Annotated in this window: 14 protein-coding genes; 1 reads left to right on the top strand and 13 read right to left on the bottom strand. The window is 38.3% G+C overall.

All coding sequences use genetic code 11. The features are described from left to right. Nucleotides 1-97 precede the first annotated feature (97 nt). The gene (locus tag VUJ46_RS00910; protein ID WP_326983139.1) at nucleotides 98-694 is read left to right on the top strand and encodes a hypothetical protein; all 597 of its coding nucleotides are present in this window, start codon (nucleotides 98-100) and stop codon (nucleotides 692-694) included. A 780-nt stretch (nucleotides 695-1,474) separates the two neighbouring features. On the opposite strand, the gene VUJ46_RS00905 is transcribed toward VUJ46_RS00910, so the two are convergent. The 13 genes from VUJ46_RS00905 to VUJ46_RS00845 form a co-directional block, all read right to left on the bottom strand. Next, on the bottom strand, nucleotides 1,475-3,511 hold the full coding sequence (locus tag VUJ46_RS00905) for an alpha-glucuronidase (RefSeq protein ID WP_326983138.1): 2,037 nt from the start codon (nucleotides 3,509-3,511) through the stop codon (nucleotides 1,475-1,477). A gap of 95 nt (nucleotides 3,512-3,606) precedes the next feature. Next, nucleotides 3,607-4,578, bottom strand: a complete 972-nt coding sequence (locus VUJ46_RS00900; RefSeq protein ID WP_326983137.1) for a glycoside hydrolase family 43 protein — start codon at nucleotides 4,576-4,578, stop codon at nucleotides 3,607-3,609. A 134-nt stretch (nucleotides 4,579-4,712) separates the two neighbouring features. Then, complete coding sequence (locus VUJ46_RS00895) at nucleotides 4,713-5,822, bottom strand: endo-1,4-beta-xylanase (protein ID WP_326983136.1); 1,110 nt, start codon at nucleotides 5,820-5,822, stop codon at nucleotides 4,713-4,715. A gap of 69 nt (nucleotides 5,823-5,891) precedes the next feature. Next, nucleotides 5,892-7,331 (bottom strand): MFS transporter, encoded by a 1,440-nt coding sequence (locus VUJ46_RS00890; RefSeq protein WP_326983135.1) that lies wholly within the window; start codon nucleotides 7,329-7,331, stop codon nucleotides 5,892-5,894. Between the two features lie 128 nt (nucleotides 7,332-7,459). Further along, nucleotides 7,460-9,367, bottom strand: a complete 1,908-nt coding sequence (locus VUJ46_RS00885) for a sialate O-acetylesterase (RefSeq protein ID WP_326983134.1) — start codon at nucleotides 9,365-9,367, stop codon at nucleotides 7,460-7,462. Between the two features lie 34 nt (nucleotides 9,368-9,401). Continuing rightward, nucleotides 9,402-11,111, bottom strand: a complete 1,710-nt coding sequence (locus VUJ46_RS00880) for a GH35 family beta-galactosidase (protein WP_326983133.1) — start codon at nucleotides 11,109-11,111, stop codon at nucleotides 9,402-9,404. Between the two features lie 77 nt (nucleotides 11,112-11,188). Then, nucleotides 11,189-12,241, bottom strand: a complete 1,053-nt coding sequence (locus tag VUJ46_RS00875) for an aldose epimerase family protein (protein ID WP_326983132.1) — start codon at nucleotides 12,239-12,241, stop codon at nucleotides 11,189-11,191. A gap of 49 nt (nucleotides 12,242-12,290) precedes the next feature. Further along, nucleotides 12,291-14,810 carry a glycosyl hydrolase 115 family protein gene (locus tag VUJ46_RS00870; protein ID WP_326983131.1) on the bottom strand — a complete coding sequence of 840 codons (2,520 nt, stop codon included), beginning with the start codon at nucleotides 14,808-14,810 and terminating at the stop codon, nucleotides 12,291-12,293. Between the two features lie 11 nt (nucleotides 14,811-14,821). Then, entirely contained in the window at nucleotides 14,822-16,477 is a 1,656-nt protein-coding gene (locus VUJ46_RS00865) for a glycoside hydrolase family 43 protein (RefSeq protein WP_326985131.1), read from the bottom strand. A gap of 283 nt (nucleotides 16,478-16,760) precedes the next feature. After that, a complete protein-coding gene (locus VUJ46_RS00860) occupies nucleotides 16,761-17,576 on the bottom strand; it encodes an SDR family oxidoreductase (protein ID WP_326983130.1) in 816 nt (271 codons plus the stop codon). A 115-nt stretch (nucleotides 17,577-17,691) separates the two neighbouring features. Further along, complete coding sequence (gene uxuA, locus VUJ46_RS00855; protein ID WP_326983129.1) at nucleotides 17,692-18,867, bottom strand: mannonate dehydratase; 1,176 nt, start codon at nucleotides 18,865-18,867, stop codon at nucleotides 17,692-17,694. A gap of 94 nt (nucleotides 18,868-18,961) precedes the next feature. Continuing rightward, nucleotides 18,962-20,893, bottom strand: coding sequence for a RagB/SusD family nutrient uptake outer membrane protein (locus VUJ46_RS00850; RefSeq protein WP_326983128.1), 1,932 nt, complete (start codon nucleotides 20,891-20,893; stop codon nucleotides 18,962-18,964). Nucleotides 20,894-20,904: 11 nt separating this feature from the next. After that, nucleotides 20,905-23,775 carry a SusC/RagA family TonB-linked outer membrane protein gene (locus VUJ46_RS00845; RefSeq protein WP_326983127.1) on the bottom strand — a complete coding sequence of 957 codons (2,871 nt, stop codon included), beginning with the start codon at nucleotides 23,773-23,775 and terminating at the stop codon, nucleotides 20,905-20,907. Nucleotides 23,776-23,861 lie beyond the last annotated feature (86 nt).

Below are 23,861 nucleotides of genomic sequence, written 5' to 3'. Positions count from 1 at the left end.
AGGGTAAAATAGAACATAAATATGAAAATTGTATTGTAGCCTACCATTATTGGCTGGTCTAAATTTGCAGTATCAATAACAAATAAAAATTGTCATTATGAATAAAATAGTAAAATCAGCTTTCCTTATAGGATTTTTAAGCATCTCAGCAAGTGCCATGAGCAAAGACAAAGATTTTTCTCTTTCTTTCGGAACGGCAAATGAAAAAACGGTAAACTTTGAAGTACTTAATGCAAAAAATATTTCCCTGGTTGTATATAACGATACATATGGAGAATTATTTTCTGAAAAAGTAGAAACTGAAAATCATGTTGCCAAATCTTATGATCTGAAAGACCTGAATACCGGAACGTATTATCTGGTAGCAGAATCTGATCAGAAAATTGAAAAATATAAAATAAAAATCAGCAATAACAATACGCTGGAAATAGAAAAGACTCCTTTTTCAGAAATTAATAAACCGGAATATACGGTTTCAGGAAATGTAGCCAAACTTCACCTTTCCAATCTGAAAAACAAGGCTACGATTTCAATATATGATTTTGCAGGAAACTCTTATTACAACGCAACAAAGACTCCGGAAAAAGGCGAGTTGGAAATGAGTTTTGATCTGAACCCTAAAACTGCCGACAAATACATCATCAGCGTCGAAGAAATGGGGAATGTTTTTAACAAAATAGTTACTCTTAACTAAAATTAAGAGATTCATATATTTCCGTATTTATATCGGAACTAAAATTTTACGTACAGTTAGTATTGAGGCAACTCTTCTTTCTTTAAATCACGAAGAATGAGTTGCCTTAATTTTTTTTATGATATTGCCACGAATGCCCGAATTTTTTATTTCACATAGATTTTTACAGATAATCCTTTGTATGTTGGTTGATCGCAAAGGCCGCAAAGATATTTTTAATGCCTGATGTTTTTAAGACGCAAGGATTTTATCTTTGATAAAATTGAGGGCTGCATATTGTGGCCACGAATGCACGAATTTTATTTCCCGCAGATTGCCAGATTTTCGCAGATGATGCCGTTAATTTTTTTGATAAGCCTTTGCCTTTGATACATCTTGGTGAGCTTTTATAAGTAGAACGGCTTTGTGAAACTTAAAACATTTAGTAATATAAAATCTTCGAGACCTTGGTGTTCAATTTATAAGTTCATATCATGCGTTGCTATCATTTGCTGAGTAGAACGCCCTTGCGATCGAAAAATTTTCGACATCATAAAATAATAGACCTAGCGCTCGATAGCGTTAAAAATAAGCCACGAAAGTTCAATATTTTTTTATTTCTCCTCAAAATCAATCCGCTTAATCCGCTAAATCTGCGAGAGTTTAAAAATAAACCGTAAAATCTAAAAAACTGTGAAAAATTTAAATATCAAGTTTTTGAAATAATTGATTAATCAATTATTAAAAACTCATAATTATGATTATAAAGCCTATAGCAAAACGTTAATTGCTAAGAGCTACTTAATTATGATGCTTAAGATCCAACTTAATCTTTTTCAAGTCCTCCAATTCATGAACAGGTCTTTCAATATCATAAGGAATCGGCATCTTTGAAAACGTCTGAAAATATAATAGACAGGCATCTTTCCACCATACAGCATCCTTCGCCTGAATTTTCAATTTTGACTGAACTTGAGTAAACCTTTCAGGGTCTACATACGCTTCCATCTGATCCCACACTTTCTGGTACTCACGGACATTCTGAACACCGGAATCATATTTGAAAGCCAGTTCTTCCCACAGCGTTTTTCCATCTTTCATTTTATAATTCCATGGCACATGATGAAACCATAAAATAAGATTTTCCGGACAGGTTTCGATATCACCATAGATTGTATTTAAAGGAGAAAAGTATTGAGATACCGCATCACTTCCGGTTTTTGTACGGTCAAAACCAATTCCCTGAGCATTAGCCTGATGATAATAAACCGGCGACCAGTCGGGTCTTCCGCCTTTATAATCTCCCCAAGGTTCAGGTCCGTAATGATGTCCCGATGCAAAAATATGGTGTAACCCTAAAGGCATCATATAATCAACCGCCGTTTCGCGTGAAGAAAGCATGATCTTTTTGACAGGATTTACAAATGCTGCTTTATCGGTAAAGGTCATTTTAATCCATTCATCAGCAATATTTTCAGCGCTCAATTCATGATTCCACGCTAACCTCCCAAAGGCATACCAATTCGCTTGTGCAAAATGATGGCCCGTCCAGTTAGTATCTTCACCAATATTGGCTACCGCAGAAATGGCAGTCAGTTGAGCAGGTCGTAAAGTGCCATCCGTAATTTTTGCAATGGTAGAACCTTTTCCATCCGAGTACGTGTCACTGTCCAAAGTCTCTTTGAATAAAGGCGCCAGATACACCAAATGATTAGAAAAACCTAAGTATTCCTGAGTAATCTGAAATTCTACCATTTCCGAAGTCTTTTTCAAAGCTCCAAACAATGGATTAAATGCTTCACGAGGCTGAAAATCAACAGGCCCGTTTTTAATCTGGATGATCACATTATCCCTGAATTTTCCATCCAGAGGAACAAATTCCAAATGTGCCTGTTTGGCTCGGTCTTCCTTGCTAGGGCTGTATACAAAGGCGCGCCACATCACGATTCCGCCATGGGGTTTCAATATATCTGCCATCATATTGGCTCCATCTGCATGGGTTCTTCCATAATCCTGAGGTCCCGGCTGCCCTTCCGAATTGGCTTTAACCAAAAATCCTCCAAAATCAGGAATAAGATTATAAATTTCCGAAGCTTTCTCCTTCCACCATTGCTGAACATTTTTATGTAAAGGATCCGAATTTTCGAGTCCGCCAATCACTTTTGGAGATGAAAAATTAACCGATAAATAGACTTTAATTCCATAGGCTCTGAATACATCCGCCAGCACTTTTACCTTTTGAAGATAATCTGTTCTGAGCATATTCGGCGAAGCATTGACATTATTTAATACCACAGAATTAATTCCGATGGAAGCATTGACACGCGCATATTCTTCATATCTCGGCGAAATTTTATTCGGCAAATCTTCCCACTTCCACAGAGAATGTCCTGCATAGCCTCTTTCAATCGTTCCATCCAGATTATCCCAATGATTCAGGATCCGGATATCGTAAGAAGGTTTTTCGGTTATGTTTAAATGGCTAAAGTCAGATTTCGTTTGCTGCAGCCTTAAAATATGATACACCCCATACAGCAGACCGCTTTCCTTTGCCGCAGAAATAATGATCTTACCTGAATTCGACTTGATGACATAGCCGTCTTTTAAATTTTTCAATGATTTATCTGTCCGCAATTCAATTGTCTGACCTTGCCAATAACTCATCAGCTCCTTTTTGGCAATTTCAAGAGTCGGATTTTTACCTTTTGAAATAATTTTTTCTGATGATATTCCATTTTTCACATTAGGAAATCGAAGCCAAAGCTTGCTTCCATCTTCTGCGAAAATGATGAATGGCATTAATAAAAATATCAGAATATAAACTCGGAAATTTCGCATTTGAACATTTTTTTCTACGTTAATTGATATGTATTCCACAGGCTGATAGGATTTTCATCCTATCCTGCTTTAAATCGTCCTTTCAGGACTCTTTCTTATTCTCTATCTAAGCCTTCAATTGTTTTGAAAGTGCCGTCCTCATTATATTCTAGCTCAACCACTTTCATACTTCGAAGCCATGTTTTTCCGTCACTTGGAACAGAATCATGGAAAAATAAATACCATTTTCCTTTAAATTCAACAATACTGTGATGGGTTGTCCATCCCACGACCGGAGTCAAAATCACCCCTTGGTAAGTGAACGGTCCGTAAGGATTATCGCCGATCGCATAACATAAAAGATGGGTATCACCTGTGGAATAAGAGAAATAGTATTTGCCATTGTAGGTATGCATCCAAGAAGCTTCAAAAAACCGGTGTTCATCGCCATGAAGCAAAGGAGTTCCATTTTCATCAAGAATCAGGACATCTTTTGGCTCCTCAGCAAATTCTAACATATCATCGCTTAGCAGGACTACTTTTGAAGGAATTGCAGATTCATTATTTTCCGGAATAACCGCTGATTCCAACGCTTTATTGTTTCTGTAACGTTGTAATTGTCCGCCCCAAATTCCGCCAAAGTACATATAATGTTTTCCGTTTTCCTCGAAAATACAGGGATCGATGCTGTAACTTCCCATCATCGGATGTTTTTCTGGAATAAAAGGCCCGTAAGGTTTCTCGCTCACCGCCACCCCGATTCTGAAAATATCATTTTTATCTTTCAAAGGAAAATACATATAATACTTCCCGTTTTTATGGGCTACATCACAATCCCAAAGCTGCCTTCCCGACCACGGAATATCTTTTACAGAAAGAACAACCCCATGATCTGTAATTTCTCCGTTTTCAACATCACCCAAAGAAAAAACATGATAATCGTTCATATCGAAATGGTCACCGTTATCGTTTTCCTCGATGCCACTTTCTCGGTCATGAGACGGATAGATGTACAGTTTACCTTCAAAAACATGAACCGATGGATCTGCCATAAAGTCTTTTGGAAATAGATATTTTGATTTGTTCATTATAGTATATTTTTAATTTATTAATTTTTTTATCTCTCGCAGATTGAGCCGATTTTGCAGATGATTGAGGTTAAAAATCTGCGTCATCTGCAAAATCGGCGAGAATTTTTTAATGCCAACAGCGATAAGTTTTTTTATTTTGTTTCAGCGAGTTTAATGAGTTTTCCTACAATCGGTTTTGCTTTAAACTGGCGGTCAAACAATAACGGATAATCGGTTCTTCCTTTGATCGGAAAGTCGTTTTTCCAGGATTGATTGTCGGTAACGCCCCATAAAGTGACTCTTTTAACATGAGCCTGATGTTTTAAAAACAGTTGAAAGAAATCCTGATACCGGTTTTCCCATTGGGTTTGAACCTTTTTCGGCAACCCTTTTTTATAAGGATTCATTTTTTCGGCATATTCAATTTTATCCGAAATATTGGCGGAAGTTCCCCAAGGCGAAGGAAGTGCAGAGATTTCCAACTCCGTGATATTTACTTTAACTCCACTTTCAACATACGCGATGATCGCTTTTTCATATTCGTCAATAGAAGGGGTTTCCAACCCAACGTGCGCCTGCATTCCAATTCCATCGATCCTGATTCCTTTTGCTTTCAACTTTTTCACCAGTTCCGTCACCGCTTTTACTTTTCCGGGATGCCATTCATTATAATCATTATAGTATAATTCCGCATTTGGATCTGCTTCCTGAGCATATTGAAAGGCCAGAGTCAAAAATTCTTCACCTAGAATTTCATAAAATTTAGACTTACGGTACGTTCCGTCTTCCATAATCGCTTCATTCACCACATCCCAGCCTTTTACTCTGCCTTTATACCTTGAAACCACAGTGGTGATGTGATCTTTCATTCTCTGTTTTAAGACTTCAGACGAAACATTTTTTCCATTTTTATCAATAAAAAACCAATCGGGGGCCTGAGAATGCCAGATTAAAGTATGCCCGATAATGAACATTTTATTTTTCTCCCCAAAATCAACAAACCGATCGGCATCGTCAAAGAAAAACTGACCTTCTTTAGGTTGGAGATACATCGATTTCATACAGTTTTCCGCTACAACAGAACTAAATTGTTTTTTTATAATATCCACCGACTTTTTATCTTTTCCGTGAATCTGTTCTAAATTCATGGCTGTTCCTATATAAAATTTATCCTGAAAAGCCTGTTTTAAAGAATGATCAGAGTTTTGAGCGTTTATGTTTGAAACCGCTAAAATCATTAAACCAAATAAAATATGTTTCATTGAATTTTTACTTTTTGTGTTATTATTTAAAACTCATAGGTTTTGAAAACCTATGAGCTTCAGATTCGCTTATTTTCTTCTTTCCGCAAGATCACTCTCAATCTGCACTTCCATTTTTTTATTGATTTCATAGAAATACAGCAATCCGCACGCGACAATAAACGGAATGGCAGGAAAAATACTCACAAGCATCTTTGCTCCTGTCGACACGGTTTCCGGCTGAACGGCATTTTGAATTTCACCCGAAGAGATATATCCGTATTTACCGATAATCCACGCCACCAAAGCACTTCCGATACTTAATCCAACCTTTAAACCGACCATCATCGCTGAGAAAATAATAGCCGTCGCTCTACGGTTATTCTTCCATTCGGAATAATCAGCAACATCAGCAATCATTGCCCATAAAATCGGGGTACTGATTCCATAGAAAAAGCCGTGACAGATCTGAGATAAAAACATCAACCCCACCGATTTCGGAGGATAGAAAATAAACAGAATGATAAATAAGGTTGAGATGAAAAGGGAGGTCATGAACACGTCTCTTTTTCCGTACCGATCGGCAAATCTTTTAGAAAAAGTAATTCCGATGATCATCATAATAATTCCTCCTGCATTGAACAATCCGAAACCTGCAGATTTAGCATCCTGACCAAAGAAATTCATTCCGATGGAATCAAAAAAAGCGGTAATCGGAGAAATAAAGCTTTTTAAAGATGCTTCATCCACATAATTGTTAAAATAATAAACATAGGAACCACCCTTCATGGCTAAAGTAATGAAAATCAAAGCTGTCACCGAAAGCATAATGACCCAGGGTTTATTTTTAAACAAATCTTTCAGATCATCCTTTACACTCGATTGCTGATCAGGTTTTGAGATAATTCTTTCTTTAGTCGTGAAAAAAGTAATCAGCAACATGACAGAACCGATGATGGCAAGCCAGGTCATTACGATTTCAATTCCTACCGCTTTATCGCCGTTTCCAACGGATAAAATAATCGGTAACATAAAAACCTGAACGAAAAACTGCGAGAACATCACGGCTACAAACCGATAAGACGAAATACTGTTTCTTTCGCCCATATCACCTGTAATCACGCCACTTAATGCAGAATAAGGCAGATTATTAGAAGCATACAGCAATAGTAAAAATGAATAGGTTATTGCAGCATAAATCACCTTTCCTTTATACGAAAAATCGGGTGTACTAAACGCCAGCAAAGCCGCTACGCCCAAAGGAACAGCCGTAAACAGGATCCACGGACGGAATTTTCCCCACTTCGTATTGGTACGGTCTGCCAACGCTCCCAATAATGGATTGAAACCGAAACCGGCAATCAAACCGACAATCAGCGTAATGAGAGAAGCATCCTCCGCTTTTAGTCCGTAAATATCCGTATAAAAATACGACAGATAGGTAACCAAAGTCTGAAAAACAAGGTTCGCAGCAAGATCTCCCAAGCTGTAGCCTACTTTTTCAACGACTGATATTTTTTGAGTATTCATATAGTTTTTAATTTTTAATTGTGATGGATTGCGGATAATGGGTAAATTGAGAATAGACGGATAGAGAATAGACGGATAGATGATAGATTATAGTTCATTTCTCTTTGGTTTATATTTTACTTACATGATTATTCTGTGGTGAATGGTGATGCGGGAATTCCGTTTTTGCTTTTTAGATTGGCTCCTTCGGGATTATCTGCCCATGCATAACGAACGGCAATCGGATCTTGTATTTCGTCATTCCAGACCAGAATCTTATTTCCTTCAACTTTTGCTTTCGCCCATTTAAAAATGCCGTCTTTTCCTTTAATGGCAAAACCTTTTAATTCTGAAACGTTGGCAAAATCATCAGTTCCTTTTTTAAATGAAAGAATGATTTTATTTCCCTGCGTTTTCATGGATTGATAAACAGGTCCGTCCGCCTGAATATTTTTATCGAAAAGCATTTTTTCGACCTGTAGCGACAGCCTTTTTCCGACTTCTTTTTTATTTAAAGGGTGAATGTCATTCCATTCGCCAACGTCTATGGTTACGGCAAGTCCGGTATTGGGAATCGTTTCGGAAACTTTTCTCTCCTGGTCTCTCAATTGTGCCCAATTGCTTTCCACAGGCTGCGGTTTTGATTCCATGAAATTCGCCAGCTGAACAATAAAAAACGGCAGGTCTTTTCGGTTCCATTTATTTCGCCAATCCAGGATCATAGTCGATAGTAATTCCTGATATTCTTTAGGTTTTGCCGTATTGCTTTCGCCTTGATACCAAAGGATCGCTTTTACAGGATATTGAGTCAGAGGATTGAGCATGGCATTGTACAAACCTGTTGGCTGCCATCGGATGAATTTTTGCCCTGGAACAGGTCGATTCATCATTCCTCCGATCTTATATTTCCACTCTCCTTTTAAATCTATTTTATCAGAACCGATTTGCAGAAAATAGTCTTTATCCTTGATAAACTCACCTTTTCCGCTTCCATTGGTGATTCTGACCGCAATGACATTTTTGCCTTCTTTTAAAATTCCAGCCGGAATATCATACCAGCGCGGAGGATATTCATAAGTGGTATTTCCTACTTTTTGTCCATTGATATAGGTTACATCAGCGTCTTTTATTCTTCCTAAATTGAGAAATGCTGTATTTTTTTCAGCTCCTTTGGGAAGAAAAATTTCTTTTCTGAACCAGATACTTCCGTCAAATGGTTTTTCTATATCTTCCCAGGAACCTGGAATATTCATTTTTTTCCAGTCAGCGTCATTTAAATCAAACTTTTCCCAATGACTTTCAATTCCTTTATCCAATTTATCCAACTCTGAATACCACGCACTGTTCAGAGCATTATCCGAAGACTCAGTTTTTGAAATTAATTCATCATTTCGCCATTTGTGAGCTTCGGTAATATATTCGGGGAATTTTTTAAGTGAATTTTCATCCATCCAGGCCTGAATCGGTGAACCGCCCAAACTCGCATGAAGAATTCCCACCGGAATTTTATTATACTGATACATTTCTTTGGCAAAAAAGTATGCTACCGCAGAAAAATTGGATATCGTCTGAGGATTGGTTTCCTCCCAATAACCCGCATCAAAATCGTTCTTAATTTCTTTAAAATTATATTTCTGACGAACGGTAAAAAATCGGATATTACTATTATCAGCAGTTTTCAGCTCATCAGAATAAAGCGTTTTAACCCTGCGCATGGGAAGCTCCATATTCGACTGTCCTGAACAGACATACACATCACCAATCATAATATTTTTTAAGGTAATTTCATTAACAGTCATCGTAAAAGGTCCGCCTGCATTCATTTTAGGAAGATCAATTTTCCAATTCCCGGAATTGTCGGCAACTGTTTTATATTTTTTATCCTGAAACTGAAGTTCGATTTTTTCTCCACGATCAGCAGTTCCCCAGATTTTTATTTTCTGATCGCGCTGCAAAACCATTCCGTCTGAAACCAGACGGGGAAGCTTAATTTTTGCATTAATAAAGGATATACTGATGAAAAATAATAGGACGGTAAACAATTTAATTCTATTCATTGCTTTATATTTTTAATAGGATTTTATCCTATTCTTATTGATATTCATACAATTTAACATGGAGAATCTGGAAGTCATCAACCCCAATTCGAACGTGTCTTCCCTGATGGGTCTGATCTCCGTTTAATCTTCTTACATAAATGAATTTTCCCTTTTCATCAATATTTATTTCATCCACAGGACCAATTCCTGCTCTCATCCCGCCGTTCCACGTATTCTGAGCCTGCGAATTTCCTCCCTGAGCAGCAAAACCATCTTCCCCCAAATCTTTTGCAAGAACTTCTTTCTTCTCATTTTCCTTTTCAAACTCTACAACAATTCCGCTTCCTGCAATAATGTATTCGTTTTTTGCTAAACGTAAGATCAATCCGCCACCCTCAGGCCAAACGCTGCCATCTTTTGCCCGGGGATCCCAAGGCAACGAAAAGAAATGCCTTGCGGTAATTTTCAGATCATCGAAACTGATGATTCTTTCCGTATTTTTCTGGTCAAATAACAAGCCTTTTGACTGGTTTTGCCCTTGATACTTCGTTAAAACAGGCATCAGCTGCTTCAATTTTGAATAGGCATCCGCTAACCTTTTACTTCCTGTTTCAGAATTATTTTCAATAGAAAACGGACTGTAACCGATCGCATCATGCTCCCCGAAAGCATAAAAAGCCTGCACCCCGTTATTCTGAGTCATTTTTATTTCAGGAACAAACAACGGATTGTTATGGAGCCTGTATTTCGCCGACCAGCTTATAAAATCCCCGTCATACAAATCCGGTGACAACATATCGATGCTTGGAGCTCCCGCATGCCAGATATCGATCAGATGCGCCAAAGGTCCACCCGCCGGATATTCTCCAGGCTGTCGGTTTCTGCTGTTCATTGCCGCATTGACATATAAAGGAATATTATGAATGGAACGCGCCGTCTTCGCCAGTTTTTCAACATACTGAGCGTAGGAATAAGCAGTAAACAATTCATCCGTATAGAGATCATTTCCGAAAATTTCCTGCCAGTTTCCCTTTGTTTTAAAGCCTTGCTTTCCCCATTTTTCAGCAAGTGAAGGATGGAGTTCCTTTTTATTCTTAGTTAAAAATTTTATTAAATGATCCGAAACCTGCGAATTAAATACTTTGTCAGCTTCTTTAGAATAATCCCGAGCCCCTTCCAGCATTCCGATTTCATTTTCAACCTGAACCATAATAACGGTTCCCTGTGCTTTATCCACGGCAGCAATATGTTTCATGAACTCATTAAACGCTTTATTATCAGCATGCAGCACATTTTCAGAAAACGAACTCGCAATTTCTAAAGGTTTTCCTGCTTTTGAATAGGCTCTCGGATATTTTTTATAGTCTTTTTTAAACCAAAGCGGTGCATAGCAGGTCATTGAATTTTTCCATGCTCCAAACCATAAAAACACCACTTTCAGATTATTTTTTCTGGCCTGATCAATACTTTTATCAATTAAGCTGAAATCAAATCTACCCTCTTCAGATTCTATTAAGTCCCAATAAGCTGGTACCAAAACTGTATTCAGTTTCATTTGCTCAAGCTTCGGAAAATCCCTTTCAATATCCTGAAAAGACGACGCTGAAGAGTTGCCCAGCTCACCACCCAAAATCAAAAACGGCTGGCTGTCAACTATAAGCTGCGTTGCCGTTCCTTTTTTCTGTAAGCGAGAAATTTCCTGCGCCTGAATCCCAAGTGAGAAGAATAGTCCTGGTAGAAGCCAAACTTTATGTATATTCATAATGAGGTTATTTGATTTTGTTATTTTTCAGTTTAAATTAAATGATAATCAATATTCGTGTTAACTGATGATTTATCTTATTTATCAGTAAACTTATAAATCGTTTTTGTTGAATATTTTTCTCCCGCTTTTAAAACAACCGACGGAAAATTTTTCCGGTTTGGTGAATCCGGAAAATGCTGGGTTTCCAGACAAATTCCTGTTCGCGGATGATTTTTCCCACCCGATTTTCCTTCAGACTGTGCATCTAAAAAATTACCTGTATACAACTGAACGCCCACCTGATCGGTAATGACTTCCATATTTCTGCCACTTTTTGGGTGATATAATTCTCCGATAAATCGTAATCCTTCTCCCTCCGGAACCATGCAGTGATCATATCCCTGGGCAATTTTTAACTGTTCATGATCGTTATCAATATCCCTTCCCAACTGCTTTGAAACCCTGAAATCAAATGGCGTATTTTCCACATTTTCGAGATTCCCCAGCGGAATCGACCGATGATCGATCGGAATAAATTGTGTAGCATTCAGCTGTAACTCATGATCTGTAATTTTTTCATTAAAATCACCTGACAGATTAAAATACGAATGTTGACTCAAGTTGATAATCGTATCCTGATCTGCTGTCGCTTCATATTGTATTTCTAATGCATTTTCATCTGTTAATGTATAGAATACATTCACCAAAACCTCTGCAGGAAAACCTTCGTCGCCGTCTTTACTTGTGTAAGACAACTTAAGTGTCTGACTGTTTTCTGAAGGCTCAGCAGTCCATACTTTTGTGTGAAAGCCACCATCACCACCATGTAAATTATTTTCACCATTATTTTTATTCACATAAAATTCTTTCCCGTTAAGAGTAAATTTTCCATCCGCAATTCTATTGGCATATCTTCCGATGATGGCTCCATAAAATGAAGTATTTGCATTAAAATAATTTTCTTTGTTTGCAAATCCCAAGACCACATCTTCATAATTTCCATTTCTGTCCGGAGCCGTCAGGGACGTTACAATTCCACCGTAGTTGATAATTTCGATCATCATCCCGTTGGCATTGCTCAGCGTATATTTTTTAATATTGTCACCATCTTTCGTCACTCCGAAATCTGAAATCTGAATACCTCCCATTTGCCTTAGAATATCTTTAATTATAATTAAATATAAGGGTAAATTTATTTTAAAAATCACTTTTCGGCGCTCCCAAATACGAGGGCTTTAGTCTGCCAGTATCGATCAGAATTTTTTCCAATACAATTCCTGCATCTAAAATTCGGAAGTGCAGCGTATGTTTTCCTGCCGTTGACATCCTATGCTTTGTTATTGATTTTATCATATGCTCGGATTGCCACTGCCCTAATTCTCCGCGATAGTTACCGTTAAAATTCACCATCTGCGGCTTTTCATCATCAAAATAAATTTCATATCGCAACCCTTTATTTGAATTGAAGTTCAGGGTTGGAGCCAGTAATAACTGAACGTCAAACTCACCTGTTGAAGTCAATTCAACATCATATTCAACAGAGATATTTTCATTTTTCAGAGGTGAAATATTTTGAGGAAAAGTAGTTAATCCTGATAACGTTCTACCAAAATCGGGAATAATCTGCCAGTGAATTCTATCCGAATTATTCTGACGTGAAAAATGTTCTGCCTCAATGGAAATATATCCGTCTTTTTCCTTAAATACTTTATTTTTTACACTTTCCTCTTTTGAGATATAGATCAGTTCAGGCATTGTATTTTTTTCCGGCTGCTGCCAGTTATCGTAGCCTATTCTCGTCTGATCCATCATGTGCTTCCACTTTCCGCCCGAAATTTCATTATTGTATCTATTTTGCAACAAAGCATCATATTCAAAATTTTGCTTAGCTTTATCGGCAAAACCGTTGGCCTTTATATCTTTTTTAGCAGCTGACTGTTGATTTTTAGCTATATTAAAATACATTTCATACAAATTACTGCATGCATCGATCGGGTACAAAACCAACTGGAAATATGCATCCTTATATTCCTTAGGAATTTCGTTGTAAAGCCTGTTGGCATCGAGTGCTAACTTTTGGTAATCATTACTAACGGTTTCAAATTCGTTGTAGTTTTCTAAACTGTAGGTTTTACTGTTCAGCGTTTCCGGAGTGACTCTACGATTATATTTTGCATACAGGTTGATCATCCTCGCGATTTCCTTTGAATATTTTAAACCAAATTGTGCCGCAGCCCATTTTTCTGTGTAGCTTAATAAATTATTAGCATTAAATTGTTTCGGATTCCATGCCATTTCCATGAAAAAACTAATAGGAAATTCCATAGGCTTGAGATCACCGACATTCACAACCCACACTTTATCAACACCATGTTCATAGGTCAGATTCATCTGTTCCCAAATCCTCTGGATCGGACTGATATTGATCCATTTTGAATTCCGCGGTCCGCCCACATAATCGAAATGATAGTACATTCCGTAACCTCCTTTGTGAACAGGTTTAGACAAATCCGGAAGCTTGCGGACATTGCCCCAATTGTCATCACAGAACAGCAGAATGACATCATCAGGAACCTGCATTCCTTCGTCATAATAATCCTGAACTTCTTTATACAAAGCCCAGATTTGCGGTGTTTTCTCCGCCTTTTTACCTGAAACTTCCTTTATAATTTTTCGCTGATCTTTCACTATATTTTCCAGCAAAGCAATATTGGTTTTTTCACCCATCGCTTCATCTCCATCGCCACGCATCCCGACTGTCACAAGCTTTTCCCAGTTTTTACTTCTTTCTATCCCGGATTTCCAGAATTGCTGCAAGACTTTAGCATTTTTAGTGTAATCCCAAATATTCGGTAAATTATTCTTTTTAATATATCGATGCCAATCGGTTTGTGCCAAAGCCATAGGTTCATGATGAGAGGTTCCCATGATAATTCCCATTTCATCTGCCAATACTCCATTTTGAGGATCGTCGTCATAGAAAGCTTTTCCCCACATCGCAGGCCAGATATAATTACCCTTCAAACGAAGAATCAATTCAAATACTTTTTCGTAAAACTGAGAATTAATTCCTCCAAAAGTCGCTCTTGCCCAGCTTCCCAAAGAAGGTTCTTCATCATTCAGGAAAATTCCCCTGTATTCGACAGCCGGTTCGTTATCGGTATACATTCCTTTTTTGAAGTAGAGATTTTCTTTTTTCTGAACAGGAACATCTGCCCAATAATACCAGGGCGAGATACCCATCTGTTTCGAAAACTCATAAATTCCGTAGATCGTTCCGCGTTTATCACTTCCTGCGATAACAATAGCTTCAGCAATACCGTTGTATTCTTTTACATTCTGAATGATAAATTTTTCTTTTTTACCTTTTAAGTCTTTTTCGTTAATTTTTTTCTGTTTAATTAGATCATCAATGACCGAATTTGTGCCGATTGTTCCGATGATTATTAATGGAGATCCGTTATTTGAAATGGTATGTAAGAGATTCGGAATATCACCCGTTACTTTCTGAAAATCAGACTGAAGATTAATGACTGCTCTTAAAATCCCTTTATCCATCGATTGATCTGTAAACAATGATAGTTTTTCTGATTTCTCTTTAATCATCAAGACATCAGAACTATTTTCAGTCGTGATAAATGGCTGTACAGATTGCCCCTTGAGTCCAAAGCTGAAGGTAAAAATGATCACAACAATCGATTTAAAAAGGAAATTCATTTTCAATTTATTTACAATTTAATATCATTCGCAAAAGTGCTGTATAAGCCAATCAAACTTCCAGTAAATCCGCCGGCGACGTCCGTGGACAAAATATCTCCGGACACTTTTCCGCCTAAATTTTTATATTTTTTTTCATCAAGGGAATAATTAAACTGGTAATCATCTCCCTCTGCAATCACCTGAAGCTTTATATTTTTTGAAAGTGAAATTTTTTCACTTGAGATGGTAGTTGAATTTCCCTTTTCTGTTCTTTCCAAAACAATGTAAAAATCTTTCTCTTTCTTTGTAACTCCGAAAACATACTGTGAGTTTTCGCTTTGATAACAGGTAATTCCTGCCAATTCTTTTTCTGATTTCGGCTTAAAATCTAAAGAAACGGTGGCTTCAAAACTCGCATGCTGCTGTCTGTGAAATAAAGCCGAAACCGGAGCTTTTGCTTTACTGTTGACATTGAACGGATTAATTTTAACCCCGTTTTTTGTCTGAACGGTAAATTTTTCACGGGCTCCACGCATCGCGATCCAACGATCATCGAGTTTAACACTCTTCAAATCATCATTAAACATAAAATTTCCATTGGGAAAAAATCCGTTTTGTCCTGTCTGATTTTTAATTCCTTTCGGCATCTTTACTTTGGTTTTCATCGGAACCAGTCCGTTTTGAAAAACAGGATACGTTCCGCTCCAGTCAACGGGAAGAATAAAGGTTTCACGACCTGTATTCACGCGGTTTTTCTCATTCGGACGAACCGCCAGAAATACCCCGTAATAATTTCCGTCAGATGTTTCCACCAAATCGGCGTGCCCAGCCCAATCCACCTTATCTTTTCGGTCTTTAGGAAAATATCTCTGGGTTAAAATTGGGTTATTTCCCGCCGGAATAAATGGTCCTTTCGGAGAATCAGCAATGAAAATAACTTCACTATGATTACCACCTGTTCCGCCTTCCGCACACATCAGAAAATATTTTTCGTTTTTCTTATACAAATGGGGACCTTCAATCCAAATCGGTTTTTGGGTAATATCAACACCTCCATTGACGATGATTTTATCTGTTCCGGCAATCACCTGATCTTTTTCGAGATCGTAATCCCAGATTTTAATCACGCGATGACCGCTGTATTGTTCGGTTCCTTTGGGAGGAGCGTCATTGTGAACGATGTATGCTTTACCGTTATCATCAAAGAAAATAGACGGATCGATACCGTCGAAATTCAATTTCTGAACTTCTCCCCAACCTTTTTTAGGATCTTTGGTTTTCACCACCATATTTCCGATTCCGCCTGCAATCTGCGTCGTCACCATGTAAAAAGTATCGTTGAATCTATTGTATTGAATATCGGGAGCATAAATTCCCTCCGAAAATCCTGCATTTTCTAATTTTAGCTGAGAAGGCCTGTCGAGAACATGACCGATTTGTGTCCAATTCACCAGATCATTGGAATGAAAAATCGGCACACCGGGAAACATCGCAAAAGAGGAATTCACCAAATAATAATCGTTTCCTTTTCTTGTAATGCTCGGATCAGGATAGCAACCCTGCAAAATGGGTGAATAAAATTCATCTTCTTCTAAACGGTTTTCTGCGTAGATCTTATCATTTCCTTTGTAGGTGAAATCTGAAAAAACCTGTGCATGAAGGCTTTCAAAAAAAAATAAAGCCATGACAGCCAGTGAAATAAATTTCCTGATGCTCAATGATTGATTCATATTCTGTAATTTTTTATTTCTTCTATTGTCGTTCAGAAGATTAAAAATAGATTCAAATGGTTTCCCTGTAAATAAAGAGTGCCATTTAAACCTATCTTATAGAACGTTTTCTCCTTATTTCATAGAGTATAATCAGTAAATATTTGCAGATTACAATAATCATTAAAAAAACAAGGTCTCGTCAAACATAAAAATGAAAGACCCTGTTTGCTAACTATATAAAACTGATTGTATCTTTTTACACTCCACTAAATGCGCTGAAACCTCCATCAATAGGAAGTAAAGCACCTGTAATAAAACTTGCTGCTTCCGAACAGAGGAACTGTACGGCTCCGTTGAGTTCTTCTGCATCTCCGAACCTCCCCATGGGGGTTTTGGCAATTACTTTTTTGCTTCTGTCGGTCAATGAACCATCCGGATTTAATAAGATCGCCCGGTTTTGATCTCCGATAAAAAATCCGGGAGCAATCGCATTAACACGAATTTTATCTCCATATTTTAAGGCTAAATCCGACGCCAGCCATTGCGTAAAGTTTGTAATCGCAGATTTCGCCGCCGAATATCCCGCCACTCTTGTGATCGCTGAGTAAGCTGCCATGGAGGAAATATTAACAATGCTTCCGCTTCCCTGCTCTGCCATCACTTTTCCGAAAACATAACTTGGATAAACAGTTCCATTGATGTTGAGATTCGTCACCTCATCCCATCCATCCAAATTCATATCGAGAAATGACTGCTCAGGAGAGAGCGTTGCCGTAGGTATATTTCCACCCGCGATATTGAGCAAAATATCAATTTTACCATATTTTTCAATGATCTTTTCAGAAGCAGATTCCAGACTTTCGACATTCATAACATTGGCTTCCACAGCAAATGCATCGCCGCCAGATTTCGTAAGTTCTTTTACACGGGCATCTAATATCTGCTGGTTTCTTCCCAATGCCACCACTTTTGCGCCTGCTTCGATGAAACTTTTGGCTAAACTTCCGCCTAAAACGCCGGATGCACCTGTAATGACGGCTACTTTATCTTTTATGCTGAATATTTCGTTCATTTTATTTACTGCTTGATGGTTGATGGTAAATTTGATAGGATTGCATCCTATCCTGATTTAAGTCGTCCCTTCGGGACTTCCATATTCTTTTTAATATTTATTTAAAATGATTGAATTATTTGTTGGATAATTCATTTTGGACGGTTGCGATAACGCCTTCGATTTGTCCTAAAGCGAGCATTCTTCCTAAAAAGGAATATCCGGGATTGTAGCCTTTATCGATATCATCGGTCAGTAATCTTCCGTGGTCAATTCGCATGGGTAAACTTGGGTTCTCCTTTTCAAAAATGCGAATCACCTCTATTAATTTTCCGCGGCCTTCCAAATGATGTGCTTCGATAAAATCTCCGTTTTCAAACACATTGGTGCTTCTTAAATGAACGAATTTGGTTCGGTGGGCATATTTTTGAGCCAGCTTGGGAACATCATTCTGTAATCCTGCACTTAGAGAACCTGTACAGAATGTCAATCCGTTATGCGGGTTATCGACTTCATTTAAAAACCAGTCAATATCCTCTTCGTTCGTCACAATTCTCGGCAAGCCTAATAATGAAAACGGCGGATCATCTGGGTGAACACACATCTGAATGCCATATTCTTCGCAAACAGGTATTATTTGTTCGAGGAAATATTTCATATTCTGACGAAGCTGATGTTTATCAATTCCATCATACAAAGCCAACAGGCTTTTGAAAATAGAAACAGGATTTTGATCGTCTTCTTTGATGTTTCCATTCACAAAGCCCTGTGTTTTAACGATAATAGAATCAATTAAATCATTTTTCTCTTCTTCGGTGATCGTCTTTTTTAGTTCATCAACTTTAGCTAAAACTTCAGGAGTATAATCGCTTTCAGCACCCTTTCTTTCCAAAATATGGATTTCAAAATAGGCAAATTTAGCTTTATCAAAATATAAAGATGAAGAACCGTCTGCCCATTGAAAATACAGATCCGTTCTCGCCCAATCCAGCACAGGCATGAAATTATAACAGACCGTTGTAATGCCTGCCTTTCCTAAATTTTCGAGACTTTTAATATAATTTTCAATTAAATGATCTCGGTTTCCACCACCATATTTGATGGCTTCACTTACCGGAAGACTTTCTACAACCGACCAGCGAAGTCCGAAACTTTCGATATACCCTTTATACTCGTTAATAGCCTCCAAAGGCCAAATCTCCCCATTCGAAATGTCGTGAAGGGCAGAAACAATGCCTTCCACACCAATCTGACGAAGCATATTTAATTGAATCTTATCTTTTTTGCCAAACCAACGCCATGTTTTTTCCATAATTCTTTTGATTTTAAATTTCATTAAACAAAGCAGGAGGGGCAAATCTCCCACTTTGTTTTTAATAATATGAATGTAGAAATTTTTAATTAAACTAATATCCCGGATTTTGGTAACCCGCATTTTCCGACATGGCATCCATCTGCGACTGTGGAATAGGTCTTAAATATAAATAGTTCGGAATATTTCGGGTGAACGTCTGTGGGGTATGATCTCCAACAGCGGTTCCTCCAATCGTATAGGTTTTAGCAAGATCACCCCATTTTTGAGTTCTTACCAAGTCATGCCATCTGTATCCTTCACCGTAATATTCGCGGGATCTTTCTGCTAAAATATAATCTATAGTGATCGCAGCAGGTGTTGCAGCGATCATAGCCGCGCTGTTATCTTCAGTTTTAGCTACATTTCCATTATTATCCCAACGCCATTTTCCGGCTCTGGCTCTTATCACATTGATTAAATCTCTTGCCGTCATGGTTCCTGAAGCTCCTTTTACTGCCGCTTCTGCTGCAACAAAATAGAATTCAGAGAACTTGGCTACAGGAAACGGACGGGTAATTCCTCCGTTGGGCTGCCCCAAACCTGTACCGTTATCGGTTCTGTAAGTTCCTATTTTCCAAAGATTCGGGTAGGCATATCTGCTGATTCCGCTTGGAGCAATTACGTAATCTGCTCTTCCAGGAAGCACTCCCGCCCCCACGTTGCTTTTGTAAACAGTATTTGAATAATCGATGGTCTGAGCAGGATCATCATTCAGGAAAGTTAGAATGGCACTTCCCGGCTGCACTGCTAAACCATTCGCATTATATAAAGTTGCATTTGAAATTCCCGCTTTGTTCCAGTTTCCTCTGAAAGTGGTCACAAAAGTTCCATCGTATCTGGAATCCTGTATTTTATTGGCAAAAGTATTTTTTACGACATCAATCGTTGGTGCCATGGTTTTCCACGGACGGCCATATGCCTGTGCAGCCTCTCTCTGAACAGATCTTATGGGAGTTCCCGTCCACGAAGGAGTAGCAGAACTTTCAAGGAAAGTATAATCCCAGGTCGTCATCCATACCGCAAAATTGCCAGGAGAAGAACCTGTATTATACGAATGGCTAGATCCGTCATAATATTCACTGGATTCCGTATGATCTGCATACAGCATCATTTCTTTATTTCTGTCGTTTTGTGCTAAATTAACATCATAAAAAGTGGCCTGTAAACCATAATTTCCGGGGTTGGTAATTCCGTCTAAAGCAAGGTTGTAAGCCTGCTGAAAATACCACTGTGCATTCTGACCGTTCGGATCTACTCTATCCGCCTGAGGATAGGTTGGAATGCCGTTCGGGTTCTGAAGCCACCAACCGAAAGTTAAATAGGCTTTTGCCAGATAAAGACGAGCTACATTTTTCGTCACTCCTCCGGTAACACGTGGAGCAGCGGGTAAATCTGCAATTGCTTTAATCAAATCAGGAAAAATGACTTTCGTATAAACTTCAGGAACTGTATTTCTTTTTGAAAATCTTGAAGTACTGATATTAAACTGCAATTCCCCTGAACCCAGATCCAAAGGAACTCCTCCGAAAGTCTGCGCCAGCATAAAATAATCAAATGCCCTGAAGAATCTTGCTTCTGCAATAATGGCTTCTGAAACACCTACTCCAGAACCCTTTTGAATCACTCCGTTAGCGGTGTTGATATTTCTGAACGCGTTATTCCAAAGAACATCGGCTCGGCTTGATGAAGGGGTAAGATTTCCGGCTCCGGACATATCCATATCCTTGAAATTCCCATCTCCGGCATGACCATAGGTATATTCATCTGTTCCTGTTTCGCAGGCATTAAGCCAATACCCGTTGCCATATATATATCGTAAATGAGCATACATGGATGTGATTCCTCCTAAAACTCCGGCTTCAGTCTCAAAGTATTCCGGTGTATAGATGCCGCGTGGCTCCTCTTCCAGTAAGTCTGAACAACTTGACAGTACTACGGTGCACAGTAAAATTTTGGCTGCTGTATTTATTCTGAACTTTTTCATATGACTCAATTTTAGAATGTTAAGTTTAAACCAATCATATAATTTCTAAGCGAAGGCGTATTGGTTCCGATAGTTAAAAATCTGGACGGGTACACATCGGAAACAGCCTGATTTTGATTTCCGAACGAGTTGGTTTCCGGATCCATTCCTGATGCTTTATGATAAGGTGAGAAAAAGACAAAAGGGTTGGTCACGGTAGCATACAGTCTCATTTTATTGATGCCTGCTTTTTTGAAAACACCCTGGTTAAAATTGTATCCAACGGTGATGGTTCTGATCTTCAGATATGAAGCATCGAAATATCCCAGTGTATTTCCGTATTTAGGATTATTATTACTCTGAATACTTCCCGGCCTAGGATAATAAGCATCCGTATTTTCGGTAGTCCAGTAGTCTACATCCACGTTATTACGTCTTCCGTTCATCATGTTCAGATATCCGGTGGTTCCGTATAAGGTACTGATCAAAATTCCTCCGCTTTTAAATGCGCCGACAATACTTAAATCAAAGTTTTTATATGCCAGTCGGGTATTGAAACCTCCCTGAAAATCAGGATCTGCATTCATAATTTGTCTGTCATCTGCATTAATAGCTCGTACGGGACTGCCGTCTGCATTATATCCTCCTGTATATAAAACTTTAATGGATCCTTCGATCAGTTTTGGATCTCCAGGTTCAAGAATACTCATATAAGGATCTCCCGGCTGCCACAATCCTACATACTGATAATCGTAGATCGAATTGATAGAATGCCCAACAAACCACCAGTTGGAAGCATTTCTTGTTTCACCGGAAGCCAATGATGTAATTTTATTTCTATTCGCATAAAAATTCACGCCCAAATCCCAGGAGAAATCCTGATTATTGATAATTGAACCATTTAAAGAAACCTCAATCCCTTTATTGGTTGTAGAACCTACATTCCCTGTAAATACATTCACTCCGGAAGTTGCAGGCAGTGTCACATCTAATAATAAATTTTTTGTATTCGTGGTATAATATTCTACAGTACCCGTTAATCTGTTATTAAATAATCCGAAATCTAAACCATAATTCAGTGTTTCCGAAAACTCCCATCCCAAAGTAGGGTTTGGCGAACGTGAAACATAATACCCGATGGCATTAGCGTTTCCGAAATTATATGGCGAGGTAGATAAAAGCCCTAATGTAGAATACGGCTGTACCGCCTGATTGGAAGTTTCACCATATCCGAAACGCAGCTTTAAGTTATTAATCACCTTAGAATCTCTCAGGAATTTTTCTTTTGAAATATTCCATCCAACAGAGAAGGCATTGTAAATATTCCACTGATGTCCCGGAGCCAATACCGAAGAACCATCTCCTCTGATGGTAGCTGTAAACATATAACGTCCGTCATATTCGTACATTACACGCCCCATCCAGGATCTTAGCCCTCTTTTATAATATCCCTGATTATCAGGATTAATGGTAATCTCTCCCTGAGCCTGTCCCAAATTATAAAACTGGAAAGCGTCCGCCGGAATATCTCTTGCTGAAATGTAAGAACTGTTGAATTTTCTCTGTTCCTGAGACTGTAAAGCCACTACATTTACTTTATGTTTTCCTGCAAAAGTCTTATCATAGGTTAAAATATTTTCATTTACCCAATGGGTTAATAAAGAGTTTCCGATAGCTGCAGTTGATAAATTGTTGGGCTCCGAGCTGAACACTCCTTCTCCGGTATAACTTCCCGTATTGGTGGTTTTAAAATTTAATCCGACATTGGTTCTGAAGGTTAAACCGTCAATCCAGGGCAATTTAAATTCTCCAAAGAAATTATTATAAGAACTGAATGCAAGAGCTTTATCCACCCATGCATCTCCAAGATTATTGATGACATCTCTCGAATAAACATATTGAGTATCAGCCGACATCACTACCCTTTCTTTCCAGCTTCCGTCCGCATTATAAGGATTCGCAACCGGAGTATTGCTCAGCGTATTATACAATCCCAAATTGCTTCCGTTATTCACGGTATAAGCATTATTGGTTGTAAGTCCGATTCTGAAATATTTCCCAAGTTCCTGATCCAGACTTCCTCTGACATTGAATCTTTCAAAGTTCTGCCCCGGAAGAACTGACTGCTCATTATAGTAACTGAATCCAAAGTTATACGATCCTTTTTCTGTCCCTCCCGTAATACCTACATCGTGATTGGTGAGAATTCCGTTTTTATACATCAGATCCTGCCAGTCTGTATTGACCTCTCTGGACTCGTCTGCTCCGTATTGGGTAAAAAGCCCTGCATCGTCCCTCAGTTTGATAAACTTTTCAGCACTCATCATGGGATATTTTGAAAATATGCTCGTAATCCCGGTATACGTATTATAAGTAAACGTAGCTTTCTGACGTTTCCTACCTGTTTTTGAGGTGATGAGAATAACTCCATTCGCTCCTCTCGAACCATAAATTGCCGTTGCAGAAGCATCTTTCAGGATATCCATGCTCTGAATATCATTGGGGCTTATATCAGCCAGTGATCCCGGGAAAGGAATACCGTCCAATACGATCAATGGATCATTTTCAGCCGTTAACGACCGTGTTCCCCTGATCCTGATCTGCATCGGAGCTCCGGGTTTACTGGAAGTCTGTGCGATATCCACACCGGCTACCCTTCCTTGTAATGCCTGACTCACATTCGCAGAAGGCACTTCTCTCACTACATCACCTTTTACAGAAACCACCGAACCTGTTACAGCTTCTTTTCTTTGTTTTCCGTATCCAATTATAACAACCTCATCTATCTTCTTCTCTTTTTCAACAGTATCTTTTTTAACCTGGGAATATACCATTCCTGATGGTAACAAGGCCATAGCAAAGAATAATGCTGCCTTATTACCGCCAAAATAAAATCGGTTCATAAGTTTTAATTTAAATATTGGGTTGAGAAAAAAGACTGTTAAAAAATTGACATTCGTAAATCCTTAGTGTTTAACAGTCTCTTCTA

The sequence above is a fragment of the Chryseobacterium sp. MYb264 genome, assembly GCF_035974275.1.
Lineage (GTDB): Bacteria > Bacteroidota > Bacteroidia > Flavobacteriales > Weeksellaceae > Chryseobacterium.
The sequence above is the reverse complement of the archived record's forward strand: the minus strand, read 5'-3'. Positions and strand labels throughout refer to the sequence as shown.

Bases quoted from the DNA above. Each gene is read 5' to 3' on its own strand.
- VUJ46_RS00910 (WP_326983139.1), top strand. From the start codon at position 98: ATGAATAAAATAGTAAAATCAGCTTTCCTTATAGGATTTTTAAGCATC.
- VUJ46_RS00905 (WP_326983138.1), bottom strand. From the start codon at position 3,511: ATGCGAAATTTCCGAGTTTATATTCTGATATTTTTATTAATGCCATTC.
- VUJ46_RS00900 (WP_326983137.1), bottom strand. From the start codon at position 4,578: ATGAACAAATCAAAATATCTATTTCCAAAAGACTTTATGGCAGATCCA.
- VUJ46_RS00895 (WP_326983136.1), bottom strand. From the start codon at position 5,822: ATGAAACATATTTTATTTGGTTTAATGATTTTAGCGGTTTCAAACATA.
- VUJ46_RS00890 (WP_326983135.1), bottom strand. From the start codon at position 7,331: ATGAATACTCAAAAAATATCAGTCGTTGAAAAAGTAGGCTACAGCTTG.
- VUJ46_RS00885 (WP_326983134.1), bottom strand. From the start codon at position 9,367: ATGAATAGAATTAAATTGTTTACCGTCCTATTATTTTTCATCAGTATA.
- VUJ46_RS00880 (WP_326983133.1), bottom strand. From the start codon at position 11,111: ATGAATATACATAAAGTTTGGCTTCTACCAGGACTATTCTTCTCACTT.
- VUJ46_RS00875 (WP_326983132.1), bottom strand. From the start codon at position 12,241: ATGGGAGGTATTCAGATTTCAGATTTCGGAGTGACGAAAGATGGTGAC.
- VUJ46_RS00870 (WP_326983131.1), bottom strand. From the start codon at position 14,810: ATGAATTTCCTTTTTAAATCGATTGTTGTGATCATTTTTACCTTCAGC.
- VUJ46_RS00865 (WP_326985131.1), bottom strand. From the start codon at position 16,477: ATGGCTTTATTTTTTTTTGAAAGCCTTCATGCACAGGTTTTTTCAGAT.
- VUJ46_RS00860 (WP_326983130.1), bottom strand. From the start codon at position 17,576: ATGAACGAAATATTCAGCATAAAAGATAAAGTAGCCGTCATTACAGGT.
- uxuA (WP_326983129.1), bottom strand. From the start codon at position 18,867: ATGGAAAAAACATGGCGTTGGTTTGGCAAAAAAGATAAGATTCAATTA.
- VUJ46_RS00850 (WP_326983128.1), bottom strand. From the start codon at position 20,893: ATGAAAAAGTTCAGAATAAATACAGCAGCCAAAATTTTACTGTGCACC.
- VUJ46_RS00845 (WP_326983127.1), bottom strand. From the start codon at position 23,775: ATGAACCGATTTTATTTTGGCGGTAATAAGGCAGCATTATTCTTTGCT.